The sequence below is a fragment of the Neisseria sp. 19428wB4_WF04 genome, assembly GCF_015235335.1.
GTDB lineage: Bacteria > Pseudomonadota > Gammaproteobacteria > Burkholderiales > Neisseriaceae > Neisseria > Neisseria musculi.
On record NZ_JADGLG010000009.1, the window covers coordinates 34,361 to 46,626 of the forward strand.

General features: G+C 55.4%; 14 protein-coding genes. 6 read left to right on the forward strand and 8 right to left on the reverse strand.

The features are described 5' to 3' along the window. Positions 1–272 precede the first annotated feature (272 nt). A complete protein-coding gene (gene mog, locus IR141_RS03745; protein WP_135034326.1) occupies positions 273–854 on the forward strand; it encodes a molybdopterin adenylyltransferase in 582 nt (193 codons plus the stop codon). A 379-nt stretch (positions 855–1,233) separates the two neighbouring features. Here the strand turns inward: mog and xerD are convergent, their stop codons facing one another. The 7 genes from xerD to IR141_RS03775 all read right to left on the reverse strand — a co-directional run bounded on the left by xerD (position 1,234) and on the right by IR141_RS03775 (position 5,068). Next, a complete protein-coding gene (gene xerD / locus IR141_RS03750) occupies positions 1,234–2,124 on the reverse strand; it encodes a site-specific tyrosine recombinase XerD (RefSeq protein ID WP_135034327.1) in 891 nt (296 codons plus the stop codon). Further along, positions 2,114–2,320 (reverse strand): hypothetical protein, encoded by a 207-nt coding sequence (locus IR141_RS03755; protein WP_135034328.1) that lies wholly within the window; start codon positions 2,318–2,320, stop codon positions 2,114–2,116. Before IR141_RS03755 ends, xerD begins: the two co-directional genes overlap by 11 nt. 186 nt (positions 2,321–2,506) lie before the next feature. Further along, entirely contained in the window at positions 2,507–2,965 is a 459-nt protein-coding gene (locus IR141_RS03760; RefSeq protein WP_135034329.1) for a methylated-DNA--[protein]-cysteine S-methyltransferase, read from the reverse strand. A 533-nt stretch (positions 2,966–3,498) separates the two neighbouring features. Next, complete coding sequence (locus IR141_RS13360; RefSeq protein WP_209304404.1) at positions 3,499–3,834, reverse strand: biotin/lipoyl-binding protein; 336 nt, start codon at positions 3,832–3,834, stop codon at positions 3,499–3,501. A gap of 15 nt (positions 3,835–3,849) precedes the next feature. Then, positions 3,850–3,978, reverse strand: a complete 129-nt coding sequence (locus tag IR141_RS13775) for a hypothetical protein (protein WP_255518790.1) — start codon at positions 3,976–3,978, stop codon at positions 3,850–3,852. Between the two features lie 21 nt (positions 3,979–3,999). Continuing rightward, entirely contained in the window at positions 4,000–4,302 is a 303-nt protein-coding gene (locus tag IR141_RS03770) for a DUF3302 domain-containing protein (RefSeq protein WP_135034330.1), read from the reverse strand. A 325-nt stretch (positions 4,303–4,627) separates the two neighbouring features. Continuing rightward, positions 4,628–5,068, reverse strand: coding sequence for a peroxiredoxin (locus IR141_RS03775; protein ID WP_135034331.1), 441 nt, complete (start codon positions 5,066–5,068; stop codon positions 4,628–4,630). 380 nt (positions 5,069–5,448) lie between these two features. On the opposite strand from IR141_RS03775, the gene IR141_RS03780 reads away from it, so the two are divergent. From IR141_RS03780 to IR141_RS03795, 4 genes are all read left to right on the forward strand, one after another. Next, a complete protein-coding gene (locus IR141_RS03780; protein ID WP_135034332.1) occupies positions 5,449–6,729 on the forward strand; it encodes a NupC/NupG family nucleoside CNT transporter in 1,281 nt (426 codons plus the stop codon). Between the two features lie 236 nt (positions 6,730–6,965). After that, complete coding sequence (locus IR141_RS03785; protein ID WP_135034333.1) at positions 6,966–7,574, forward strand: riboflavin synthase subunit alpha; 609 nt, start codon at positions 6,966–6,968, stop codon at positions 7,572–7,574. A 458-nt stretch (positions 7,575–8,032) separates the two neighbouring features. Continuing rightward, a complete protein-coding gene (locus IR141_RS03790; RefSeq protein ID WP_135034334.1) occupies positions 8,033–8,767 on the forward strand; it encodes a glutathione peroxidase in 735 nt (244 codons plus the stop codon). A gap of 221 nt (positions 8,768–8,988) precedes the next feature. Continuing rightward, entirely contained in the window at positions 8,989–10,434 is a 1,446-nt protein-coding gene (locus tag IR141_RS03795; protein ID WP_135034335.1) for a dihydrolipoyl dehydrogenase, read from the forward strand. A 480-nt stretch (positions 10,435–10,914) separates the two neighbouring features. Here IR141_RS03795 and IR141_RS03800 read toward each other — a convergent pair whose 3' ends face one another. Continuing rightward, entirely contained in the window at positions 10,915–11,490 is a 576-nt protein-coding gene (locus tag IR141_RS03800; protein WP_135034336.1) for a hypothetical protein, read from the reverse strand. Positions 11,491–11,854: 364 nt separating this feature from the next. Between IR141_RS03800 and IR141_RS03805 the strand changes: the two genes are divergently transcribed. After that, the gene (locus IR141_RS03805; RefSeq protein WP_194198371.1) at positions 11,855–12,220 is read left to right on the forward strand and encodes a hypothetical protein; all 366 of its coding nucleotides are present in this window, start codon (positions 11,855–11,857) and stop codon (positions 12,218–12,220) included. The last annotated feature ends 46 nt before the right edge of the window (positions 12,221–12,266 follow it).

The following is a 12,266-nucleotide window of genomic DNA, read 5'->3' on the forward strand; positions in this document are numbered from 1 at the left end:
GGCGGGCTTGCAGAGCCAATAATGGTATTTCAGCCTTTCAGACGGCATTAAGGCATTTTTGCAAAGACCCGGCCTGCAAACGCCCGCAACCCGGCAACAATGATTTCAGGCCGTCTGAAAGCAAAGGCGGCACAACCCGCAACCGGAAAAAATAAATTTCGCGGACACCCGCGTTTTCCCGACAGGAAATTTAATTTAAAGAAACCCGCACCGCTCTTACCCCGTGCAAACATCCATCAACCCCGTTTATCCCCGCCAACCCAGGAAATACTATGCCGCCCACCCTTTCTGCCGTTACCATCGGCCTCGTTTCTACCAGCGACCGCGCCAGCAGCGGCGTGTATGCCGATGAAGGCATTCCCGCCCTGAAACAATGGCTGCAAGCCGCCGTTAAAAACCCTATCCATTTCACCGAAGCACTGGTTGCCGATGAGCAGCCCGCCATCGAAGCCGCGTTGCGGCGCATGGCCGACACCGATGGCTGCGATCTGATTTTCACCACCGGCGGCACCGGCCCCGCCCCGCGCGACATTACCCCCGAGGCCACACTGGCGGTTATCGACAAAGAAATGCCCGGCTTCGGCGAGCAGATGCGCCGGATCAGCCTGCATTATGTGCCGACTGCCGTTTTGTCGCGCCAAACCGCAGGCATACGCGGCAGATGCTTGATTGTCAACCTGCCCGGCCGCCCCCAAGCCATCGCCGAAACCCTGGGCGGCGTACGCACGCAAAACGGCAGTGTCGAAGTGGAAGGGCTGTTTGCCGCCATTCCCTATTGTGTCGAGCTGATCGGCGGCGTGTATATCGAAACCGATGCGGCGGTGTGCAAAGCATTCAGGCCGAAACAGAAATAGCCATACCGGCTGCGGCAGCGTTTTCAAAACGCATTCCCGTTGAAACCACGCTGCTGCCGATTGACTGCCGCGCATTCATATTTCGCGGATACAGGGCGGCAAACCACGGGCAGCACAACAAAAAACAAAGCGGCCTAATCATCTTGCGGGCGTAATGCGCCGTCATCAACCCATTTTATTTCCGCTGTAAGACGCTAAACCGCAGGCGGCATAACCAACACAAAACCGGCTCCGTTGCCGCTTGGCCGGCAAAACCGTTTTCGTTGAGCCCGAGCGCGGCAACGCCGCAACATAAATGAAACAGTTCGCTACCCCGGTCTGCCCACACCCGCCCGGATAATGCCGCAGGCCGTCTGAAAGCCTTTTCAGACGGCCTGCATCAGCCCCTCGGATGGTGCTCGCGCACGATACTTTTCAGGCGCTCGTTGGCAACGTGGGTGTAAATCTGCGTAGTGCTGATGTCGGCGTGGCCGAGCAGCAGTTGTACCACACGCAAATCGGCGCCGTGGTTGACCAAATGGGTGGCGAAGGCATGGCGCAGGCTGTGGGGGCTGAGGTGCTGTATGCCGGCGCCGGCGGCGTATTTTTCCACAATCATCCACGCCAGCTGGCGGCTGATGCCGACCCGTTTCTGGCTCACAAACAATGCTTCGCAGATGCGGTTTTTCAATAATTGCGGCCGCGCTAGGGCCAGATAGCGTTCTATCCAATACACGGCTTCGGCACCCAGCGGCACAATGCGCTGTTTGTTGCCTTTGCCGATGGTGTTGATGATGCCTTTGCTCAAGTTGGCTTCGTTTATTTTCAGCTTCACCGCTTCGCTCACGCGCAGGCCGGTGGCATACATCAACTCGAGCAGGGCTTTGTCGCGCAGGCCGTAGGGCGATTCAGTGTCCGGTGCGTTCAGCAACGCATCGATTTGCACTTCGGTAATCAGTTTGGGCAGGGTTGGCGCCTGCTTGGGCGCGCTGAGATGGCGGGTGGGGTTGTCGGCTCGCTGCCCGGTTTCGAGCAGCCAGCCGTAGAGCCGCTTGCAGGCCGACAGGGCGCGTGCCTGTGAGCGCGTTTGTTCACCGGCATGATAAACGGCCTCGGCCAAGTCGGTGCTTTGCGCACTCTGCCAATCCAAGCCCTGCCCGCGCAGGCGGCCGGCGATTTTTTCTAAATCACGGCGGTAGGCATCGAGCGTGTTCCGGCTCAAACGCCGGCTCAGCCACAAATGTTCGAGCAGGCGCTCGGCCAGGGTGTCGGGGTGTTGTTCAGACGGCATAAACGGGGTTCACAGGGCTAATCGTTACGATGCAAGGCAAAAACCGCCAATATACCAACACGGCAGCTTGGGCGGCTTGGGTCTCAACTGCCGCCCAATGGGCTTCTGCCCGCGCTTTGCCGGCCTGCATTTCGGCCAAAAGGATTTCCATCCCGGTCGGGCGTTTCTGTAAATCGGGTTGGGGGGCTCTGTTCATATTTCAATCATCCGGTTGCATTTTTTCAGACGGCCCGAGCGCTTTGCAAAATGAAAAACCATCATAAAAAGTTTATTTTCCGTATTACTCTGCAAGCCCGCTGCGCGCGCTCCGTGTAGGCGGAAATGACAAAAAAACGGTGTTTTAGGCGGGCTCAAAGTTTTTGGCAAAGGCTCGGCGTGCGGGTTATATTTCCACGCCTTCGTGTTTCAACAGCCAGCGTTTGATATTGAGTGCTTCACTCCCGCCGCCGGAGAAGCCGCCCAGGCCGTGTTTGGCAACCACGCGGTGACAGGGCACCACCAGTGCCAGCGGGTTTTTGCCGCACGCGCCGCCAACGGCACGAGGATGGCTGCCGATTTTGCGGGCAAGGTCTTGATAAGTTGCCACCTGTCCGGCGGGGATTTCTGCAATCGCCTGCCACACTTTCTGCTGATAGGCCGTGCCCTGTTTGGAAACGGGGTGGCCGAAGTTTTTCAGACGGCCTGCAAAGTAATCATCGAGCTTGTGCCGCCACGCTTCGGGCAGGGGATACGGCGCATATTCGGGCTTGCCGGAGAGGTGCAGCTCGAGCAGGTTGTGTTGATGATCGAAAACCAACGTGATGTTGCCGAACGGGGCGGCGTATAAACAGGGGTAATTCATTAAAGAATGTTTCGGAAACTGATACGCTATTTTAACACCCCGCAAAAGAAAACGGGTTTGGGTATAAGGGTAACGGTTTCAGACGGCCGGCGGGACGGTTGATCGGAATGCTGTAAAAATGCCTGTTTGAAGTTTTCAAACAGGCATCGGTTTGGGCGGTCGGGTTTAATGGTCTAAATACAGATAGTTTTTCCAACTGTTCATGCGCAGCAGGATTTTGCGCATGGTCGACAAATGGTGGAAGTGTTCGGTGTAAATGGCGATTTCCACATTGCTGCCGTAAGGCACTTTAGTATTGCGAAATGTCGCTGTTGAGTTTGAACACCACCAGCGGCCTTGGCGGCTTCATAATCGGCTTTGCTGGAGGTGTATTCGCGCTGTTTGATTTCATAGTCGGTTTTGGCAACCGCATCGGCTTTCACCAATTGGGCATAACGCTCGTATTCCTGTTTGCGCCGGGCCATGGTGAGCTTGGCCTCTTCCGCCCGTGCTTTGGCACTTTGGTAGTCGGAATCTATGGTTTTAATGTTGCTTTAGGCATCGGCCAGCTCTGCCTTGCGCAAATCCACTGCTGCCTGATAAGGCGTGGGGTCGATTTTAAACAGCACATCGCCTTTTTTTACCAATTGGTTGGGTTTGATGTCGGCCACTTCGACAACGCGCCCGCGGATATTGGGAATAATCGGTGTGGAAATATAATATTGGCTGCCCGCCCTGGTGTAGGGGTGGTTATAGTTCATCACCAGCAGCATACCGGTGAGCATCACCACGCCGCCCAAGATGGCAGTAGGCACCGTCCATTTGTTGAGCGGAATGCGGAAAACTTTGAATATGAAGATACAGATACTGCTGTATATCAGAAGTAGCATGAGCTCCACTTTGATTTATTCCTTCTCTTGTATTTGTGCGGTTGCAGTTTCGGTTCCGGTTGCAGTTTTGCCCTGCTCGAGATGCAGCAGGCGTTCCGAAATCTGATGGAATTTTTGGTTGATCGCAGAAAGCTCTTGCTTCAATTCATGGTTTTGTTTTCAAAATCACTTTTTTTCAAGATATTGGTTGAGTTTGGCCATATTTTCGCTTTCGGCTTGACGGTTGCTGCCGCCCCAGTCTTTGTCTTTCTGCCAAAGGGTTGCCCAAATCCATAAAAACGGCCAGATAACGTACAGTGTAAACAGGATCACCCAACCCGCATAGTGTATTGCTTCCAGATGCGGGTGGCCGCGCTTTTTGGCAATTTCATAAGGAATATCGTGAATGGCGATAATGCCGTAAAACAGCACTATGCAGGCAAATATCAGAAAGAATAATGCCGCATAGTCAAGAAATTCATTATACATAGCATTTTTCCAAAAATTTTAGATAACTTTTAATATTAGTTTGATTAAACGTTAGCTTGATTAAACGTTAATTTTTTAAATTATATTTTTTTAATTGAAATATTAAGTAATCTTTATTAATTTGGATTTGCGGATTCAGGGATACGGTTAGGTAATGATGCGTTTGGAAACAATGCCGCGCAAGCGGGAAGTTTTTAACAAACATTATTAAATTACAATTGAATTGATTGGTTTTAAACAAACCGGTTTTAACCGTTCAATCTTTCAAACAGCTGTTTAGGCCGTCTGAAAGATGACATTTTCCCAACCGGGAGCCATTGGCGTGCTACGGGTTGTTTTGCAGGGCTTCCAGCACTTCCTGCGCATGGCCGGCCACTTTGACCTTGCGCCATTCGCGGATAATTTCACCGTTGCCGCCGAGCACGAAAGTGCTGCGTTCGATGCCCAACGATTCCCTGCCGTAAAGTTTCTTCAGCTTGATCACGTCAAACATTCTGCACACGCTTTCATCAGTATCGCTCAACAATTCAAACTGAAAACCCTGTTTGGCACAAAAATTCTGATGCGACTTCACACCATCGCGCGAAATGCCGGCCACGGTATAGCCCAATGCTTCAAACTGCGCCAGCCGGGCATTGAAATCCAAGCCTTCGGTGGTGCAGCCGGGCGTGCTGTCTTTGGGGTAAAAATACACCACCAGCGGCAGATGTTCGGCAGAAACGAAATCACGGCCGGCGCTGGAAGGCAGGGTAAAATGGTAAGCCATATTTGCTCTTTCTCTCAAAAGTGTGTTCAGACGGCCTTATCTTATCCCAATTCCGGCATGGGTCAAAAGCTTTATGCGGCGGATTAAATTTAAAATAACACGGCATCGCCCGCCCCAACACAGAGAAAAAGGCCCTGCAAACCACTGAACCGGCAACGGAAACGTTTACACCATGCCGAATCCGATTTATTTCCGGCACGGCGGCAAGCCGCAGACAATGCCGTAACGGAAATGAAATGGATCCGCTGAATCTATTCCGGCCGGCGACTCCGCTGCCCGGTCATTTCCAACCCACCCCGCTTGTCGGCCGGCTGAAAATTCTGCCATCTCTTTACGCGCTCCTTTATAATGTCTGCACTTCTTCAACAAAGGAAAGCGCAATGGGCATTTTGAACAGTTTGCTGGGTATGGCGGTGCTGGTTGCCATTGCGGTGTTGCTCTCCACCAACCGCAAAGCCATCAATATCCGCACGGTGGCAGGTGCGCTGCTGATCCAGGTGGCTTTGGGTGCACTGGTGCTGTATGTGCCGTGGGGGCGGGACGGCCTTTTGGCAGTGTCGGACGCGGTGGGCAGGGTGATTGCCTACGGCGGCGACGGCGTGGGCTTTTTGTTTGGCGGGTTAGTGTCGGACAAAATGTTTGAAGTGTTCGGCGGCGGCGGTTTTGTGTTTGCCCTGCGCGTGTTGCCGATGATTGTGTTTTTCTCATCGCTGGTGGCGGTGCTGTATTACATCGGCGTGATGCAGATTCTGATTAAAATCATCGGCGGGTTTCTGCAAAAGGTGTTGGGCACCTCAAAAGCCGAATCGATGTCGGCGGCGGCCAATATTTTTGTGGGGCAGACCGAAGCGCCGCTGGTGGTGCGCCCCTATATCCGCAACATGACCGAATCGGAGCTCTTTGCCGTGATGAGCGGCGGCCTGGCTTCGGTGGCCGGCTCGGTGTTGGGCGGCTACGCGCAGATGGGCGTGCCGCTGCCCTACCTGATTGCCGCTTCGTTTATGGCCGCCCCCGGCGGCCTGCTGTTTGCCAAACTGTTGGTGCCGGAAACCGAAAAACCGCAAACCGAAGCGGAAATCGACACCGCCGCCGATGCAGAAGAAAAACCCGCCAACGTGATTGATGCGGCGGCGGGCGGCGCAGTAACGGGCGCGCAGATTGCCCTGGCGGTGGGCGCATCGCTGCTGGCATTCGTGGCCTTAATCGCCATGCTCAACGGCATCATCGGCGGCGTAGCGGGCTGGTTCGGCTACGAGGGTCTGACCCTGCAGGCCATTTTGGGCTGGCTGTTTGCGCCGCTGGCGTGGGTAATCGGCGTGCCGTGGCACGAAGCGGGCATCGCCGGCTCGCTAATCGGGCAGAAAGTGGTGGTGAACGAATTTGTAGCGTATTCTGAATTTGTGAAATATTTAAGCCCCGAGTCGGCGGTTAAACTGAGCGAAAACACACAGGCGGTTATCTCATTTGCCTTGTGCGGCTTCGCCAATCTGGGTTCTATCGCCGTGCTGGTGGGCGGCCTGAGCATTATGGCACCCAACCGCCGCAAAGATGTCGCGTGCCTCGGCCTCAAAGCAGTGGTGGCCGGCTCGCTCTCCAACCTGATGAGCGCGGTGATTGCCGGTTTGTTTATCGGCCTCTCGGGCGCAGCCGTTATCGCTTGAAAACCCAATAAGGCCGTCTGAAAACCTGAAACCTTTGCCCCCGTCTGCGGCGCATTTCTGCGTTGTGCGTTTATGCCCTTTGGGGTACTGCTCGCTCGCCTGTCGTGTGATCTGTCTGCGCCCGCTGCACTGCTACGCCTTGAACTGCATCCGCATCCGGCAGTTTTGCAAAGGTCTCAACCTGCTTTGCTTTCAGACGGCCTATTCTATTTATTATCTAAAGGAAAGAAAAACTTATGTTTACCGGCATCGTTCAGGGCATGGGGCGTATCGCTGCCGTGCACGCGCCCTCTCCCGATTTTCGCACCTACACGGTCGAGCTGCCCGAAGAAATGGCGCACAATCTGCAAACCGGTGCTTCTGTTGCCAACAACGGCTGCTGCCTTACCGTCACCAAAATCAACGGCAGGCTGGCAGACTTCGACCTGATGAGCGAAACGCTGGCCAAAACCAACCTCGGCGCACTCAGCGTGGGCAGCGCCGTCAATCTCGAACGTGCCGCCCGCTTCGGCGATGAAATCGGCGGCCATCTGATGAGCGGCCACATCATCGCCACCACCACCGTTACCCGCATCGAAAAGAGTGCGCACAACCGCACCCTATGGCTCGCGCTGCCGCCCGAATTAAAACCCTATATCCTTACCAAAGGCTTCGTGGGCTTGGACGGTTGCAGCCTCACCATCGGCAGCGTAACCGATGACGAATTCAATGTGCACCTGATACCCGAAACCCTGCAGCGCACGCTGTTCGGCAGCCGCCGGGCGGGCGATGCGGTAAATGTCGAAATCGACCCGCAAACGCAGGCGGTGGTGGATACGGCAGCCCGCGTGCTGGCGCAACGTTAAACCGCCCCACGAAAGCTGTTCAACGTTTTCTGCAAAGCCTTACCGTGTTTTCAAACAGTTGCGCCATGTCTCGGGATGGCCCGGTTATCTCGGCCATGTTGAAGGCCGCCCCGAATGCCGATAAGGATGATTGCCGCCGCAAAAGGGGCTGCTCTGTTTTCCTCCCATATTTTCCGGCTTTCAGACGGCCTTCCCCCCACTTTCCCGAAGGCCGTCTGAAACATTTGGCCGCCGGCGCACAACCGTTTCACCCCTACATTCCAAACAGGCCGGCAAACGCTCCGGCATCAGCAGCCGGCTTAACATTTTGTTTTTTTATTCCCATGCTTCAAACGGCCAACCCCGCCCAGGCTGCCTGAACCGCAAGCTATCCAAACCAACACGAAGGGCGTAGAATGCGCCCCCTATCATTTCCAATACCCTTATTTATCAATATTACCATTGCTCAGGAGTTCAAAATGGCATTAGCAGACCGCACCGGCCAACACGTTCCCGGCGTTGTGTTCCACACCCGCACAGGCGATTCTTGGAGAGACGTTTCCACCGATGATCTGTTTAAGGGCAAAAAAGTCGTGGTGTTCTCGCTGCCCGGCGCATTCACCCCCACCTGCTCTTCCACCCACCTGCCGCGCTACAACGAGCTGGCCGATGAATTTAAAGCACGCGGCATCGACAGCATTCTGTGCATATCGGTAAACGACACTTTCGTGATGAACGCCTGGCTGGCCGACCAGAAAGCCGAAAACATCACCGTTGTTCCCGACGGCAACGGCGAATTCACCAAAGGCATGGGTATGCTGGTGAGCCACGAAGACGCGGGCTTCGGCAACCGCTCCTGGCGTTATTCTATGCTGGTGGACAACGGCAAAATCGAAAAAATGTTTATCGAGCCTGAAAAAGAAGACGACCCCTTCGAAGTTTCCGATGCCGACACCATGCTGAAATTCATCGACCCCGGCTGGAAACAGCAAGAATCCGTTTCCATCTTCACCAAGCCCGGCTGCGCCTTCTGCACCAAAGCCAAAAAACTTCTTAAAAATAAAGGGTTGGATTACGAAGAAATCGTTTTGGGCAAAGATGCCACCACCGTTTCGCTGCGCGCCATCACCGGCAAAACCTCTGTTCCGCAAGTGTTTGTCGGCGGCAAATACATCGGCGGCAGCGAAGCGCTCGAAATGTTTCTCTCCAAATAACCCGCAGCCGTCTGCGGTTCCGGTACCGGCCGGAAACGCTCCGTTATCCAACCGTAACGGCACATTTCCAATATTCAGACGGATCCGACACCATCTAGGCCGTCTGAAAAAACAGCCGATTGACGCAAACAGGCAAAACCGTTCCCGGCGCCGAACCGGCTTAAATTTTAGCTCCACCCGTCTAAAGGCCGTCTGAAACGGCACCTCCAAAGGACAACTCCATGAAACAACTTCAAGCAGACGTTGCGGTTATCGGCGGCGGCACCGCCGGCATGGCCGCATTCCGCAATGCCCGCCTCCACACCAACAATGTTTACCTGATCGAAGGCCGCGCTTTCGGCACCACCTGCGCCCGCGTCGGCTGTATGCCCTCCAAACTGCTGATTGCCGCTGCCGAAGCGCGCCACTATGCCCTGCATACCGCCCCGTTCGGCATCCATCTGGACAAAAACAGCATCACCGTTAACGGCGAAGAAGTGATGGCGCGCGTGAAATCCGAACGCGACCGTTTTGTCGGCTTCGTGGTCAGCGATGTAGAAGCATGGCCGGCCGACAAACGCATCATGGGCAACGCCAGATTCATTGACGAACACACCGTCCAAATCGACAACCACACCCAAATCCAAGCCGGCCGCATCGTGATTGCCACCGGCTCGCGCCCCGTTATCCTGCCCCAATGGGAAACGCTGGGCGGCAAACTGATTACCAACGATGACGTATTCTCTTGGAACACCCTGCCCGGGAGCGTGGCCGTGTTCGGCCCCGGCGTCATCGGCCTGGAACTCGGCCAAGCCCTGCACCGCTTGGGCGTGAAAACCGCCGTCTTCGGCACGGGCAGCACATTGGGCGGCATCACCGACCCCGTGGTGCTGGCCGAAGCCAAAGCCGTTTTCGGCGAAGAGCTGCCGCTGCATTTGAACGTTGATCCCAAACAAACCGAAGTCAAACTCAATCAGGAAGGCAGAGTGGAAGTGCATTGGGTGTGCGGCGGCAAGCGCGGCCTCTACACTGCCGACTACCTGCTGGCCGCCATCGGCCGCCGCCCCAACACCGATAACATCGGGCTGGAAAACTTAAACATCGAATTAGACGGGCGCGGCGCACCCAAAGCCCACCCGCTGACCATGCAAACCAGTATTCCCCACATCTTTATCGCGGGCGATGCTTCCAACCAGCTGCCGCTGCTGCACGAAGCCGCCGACCAGGGCAAAATCGCGGGCGACAACGCCGGCCGCTACCCCGATATCGCCAACGGCCTGCGCCGCAGCCCCATCGGCGTAGTATTTACCGACCCGCAAATCGCCACCGTGGGGCTGCGCTATGCGCGGGTGTTAGAGCGCTATCCAAACCCCGAATGCGTGGTTATCGGCGAAGTATCGTTCCGCAACCAGGGCCGCAGCCGCGTGATGCGGGTCAATAAAGGCCATATGCGCATATATGCCGAACAAGGCAGCGGCCTGTTTCTCGGCGCCGAAATTGCCGGCCCCGCCGCCGAACACTTGGCGCATCTCTTGGCTTGGGCACACCAGCAAAAGATGACCGTGCCGCAAATGCTCGATATGCCCTTCTACCACCCCGTTATCGAAGAAGGCCTGCGCACCGCCCTGCGCGATGCCCACAGCAAGCTGAAACCGGGCCGGGTGCATACCGAATGCCGCAGGGTGTAACACAAACAGGCCGATATACCGCCGCAACACAATATCTGTTTTTCACACACACCATACCCGGGCTTGACCCGGGTATTTTGTATGAGGTGGGGGCTTGGCAAAAACCATTCCGTCTGAAAAAGGCCGTCTGAAAAAATCATTTCAGACGGCCTTTTTCATGCCGGTACCCTTCCGTTTCCCCATACCGCCGTTGCCCGGCACCCGCTCCGGCGGGCAGCGCGGGTACGGCAAACCCGCTCCGCCCCGTTCCGTTACGGCACTGCTGCTGCCCGGTTCGAAGAAAGCGGTTTTACCGGCTGCCGAAACGGCGGCAGAGCATTATCGTTTCCATAATATCTTCCCGCCGTTTGCGGCCTGCCGCCCTGCCTTGCTGAGCACAACGGAAATGCGTATCCGCCATGCAGGCATAACCCCGGTATCGCGCAAACACGGCAAAGGCCGTCTGAACATTTTCAGACGGCCTGTGTTTTTTCAGGACGGTTATTTCTTAGCCGGTGCTTTTTTCGCGGCTTTGGCAGGCGCTGCGGCCTTGTTCAGTTTGGCAGTGCCTGCTTTGTCGAGCAGGCAGCTGCGGGTTACGATTTGGGAAACCTGCTGCTGCCGTCCGTTTACGGTTTCCACCGCCTCTTGGGTCAGCATATTGCCGTCCACTTTATCCACATTGGCGGCAGTGGCTTTGCCTGCCGCCCAAGTGATGCCGCCGCCGGCAAAAATGTTTTGGTCGTCATTGCCGACAACACGCATCAGGCCGGGAGAAAGCCTGTTTTGATATTTAACCTGGGCAACCACGACTTCGCCGTTTTTGAAGCCATACATCACATTCAGCGGGTTTTGGCCTTTGTTGCCGCACTTGTAGGCCACTTCTTTTTTGCCATCGATAGAATCAACCTGAACCGTTTGCGGAGCCTGAACCTGGGGCACCTGCTGCTGTTGCTGTTGCGCAACAGGCGCGGGGGCGGGCTGGGCTTTGGGCTTGTCTTTGCCGAACATACCGCAGGCGCTCAATGCAGTTGCCGCAGCCAGGGCGGGAACGATGATTTTCAAGTTTGCTTTCATTAAAGTTACTCCGTTAATGTTGGATTTCAATGCGCCTCTCGGCACAGATGGGTGTTAGGCAACCATAACAGATAAAAAGTTCCGTGTCTTGGCATTTCCGCACCGCAAAACGGGGCTGGGCGTGCAAACTGCGCCGCCTGCATTTTTATGCCGTTGATTTGGCTTTTGTTTTATGCCGTCTGAAAAAATAACTCAAAACAAGTAAAGATTTACCCTGACCGGCCCGTGCGGCCGAAACGGCGGCCGCTGCCTCTTGCGCCGATGACGGGCAACAACGGCGCCCGCTTACTTTATAATAACAGGCGTGCCGGCCGGCTGTTCCAACCTGCCTCCGCCCGCAATCCAACCAAAAAAGGAAACTGCCATGAGCAACAATGTTATCGAACACAACAGCCCCGCGCCGGGCGACAGCCTGCGTACCTACACCATCATCATCTACGCCCTTTACGCCCTGTCGCTGGTTAACGGCATCACCGCGCTGGTGGGCGTGATTATGGCCTATTTGAAGCGCGGTGAAATGGCGGGCACGGTTTACCACAGCCATGCGCAATATCTGATTAAAACTTTTTGGTACACCCTGCTGGGTATGCTCATCGGCTGGCTCACGGTATTTATCTTCATCGGCTTTGCGGTTATTCTCGCGGCAAGCGTATGGTTTATCTACCGCGTGGTGGCCGGATTTATCAAACTGCTCGACAACCGGCCCGTCTCGCCCCATGGCTGGCTGTAAACCAATGTTGGTTTTTTCAGACAGCCCCTCCCTTACAGGCCGTCTG

What these genes read in the sequence shown, in the direction of transcription:
- IR141_RS03800 (WP_135034336.1), bottom strand. Translation starts at nt 11,490, where the DNA reads ATGAAAGCAAACTTGAAAATCATCGTTCCCGCCCTGGCTGCGGCAACT.
- xerD (WP_135034327.1), bottom strand. Translation starts at nt 2,124, where the DNA reads ATGCCGTCTGAACAACACCCCGACACCCTGGCCGAGCGCCTGCTCGAA.
- IR141_RS03790 (WP_135034334.1), top strand. Translation starts at nt 8,033, where the DNA reads ATGGCATTAGCAGACCGCACCGGCCAACACGTTCCCGGCGTTGTGTTC.
- IR141_RS13360 (WP_209304404.1), bottom strand. Translation starts at nt 3,834, where the DNA reads ATGCTACTTCTGATATACAGCAGTATCTGTATCTTCATATTCAAAGTT.
- IR141_RS03770 (WP_135034330.1), bottom strand. Translation starts at nt 4,302, where the DNA reads ATGTATAATGAATTTCTTGACTATGCGGCATTATTCTTTCTGATATTT.
- IR141_RS03805 (WP_194198371.1), top strand. Translation starts at nt 11,855, where the DNA reads ATGAGCAACAATGTTATCGAACACAACAGCCCCGCGCCGGGCGACAGC.
- IR141_RS03760 (WP_135034329.1), bottom strand. Translation starts at nt 2,965, where the DNA reads ATGAATTACCCCTGTTTATACGCCGCCCCGTTCGGCAACATCACGTTG.
- IR141_RS03780 (WP_135034332.1), top strand. Translation starts at nt 5,449, where the DNA reads ATGGGCATTTTGAACAGTTTGCTGGGTATGGCGGTGCTGGTTGCCATT.
- IR141_RS03795 (WP_135034335.1), top strand. Translation starts at nt 8,989, where the DNA reads ATGAAACAACTTCAAGCAGACGTTGCGGTTATCGGCGGCGGCACCGCC.
- IR141_RS03785 (WP_135034333.1), top strand. Translation starts at nt 6,966, where the DNA reads ATGTTTACCGGCATCGTTCAGGGCATGGGGCGTATCGCTGCCGTGCAC.
- IR141_RS03755 (WP_135034328.1), bottom strand. Translation starts at nt 2,320, where the DNA reads ATGAACAGAGCCCCCCAACCCGATTTACAGAAACGCCCGACCGGGATG.
- IR141_RS03775 (WP_135034331.1), bottom strand. Translation starts at nt 5,068, where the DNA reads ATGGCTTACCATTTTACCCTGCCTTCCAGCGCCGGCCGTGATTTCGTT.
- mog (WP_135034326.1), top strand. Translation starts at nt 273, where the DNA reads ATGCCGCCCACCCTTTCTGCCGTTACCATCGGCCTCGTTTCTACCAGC.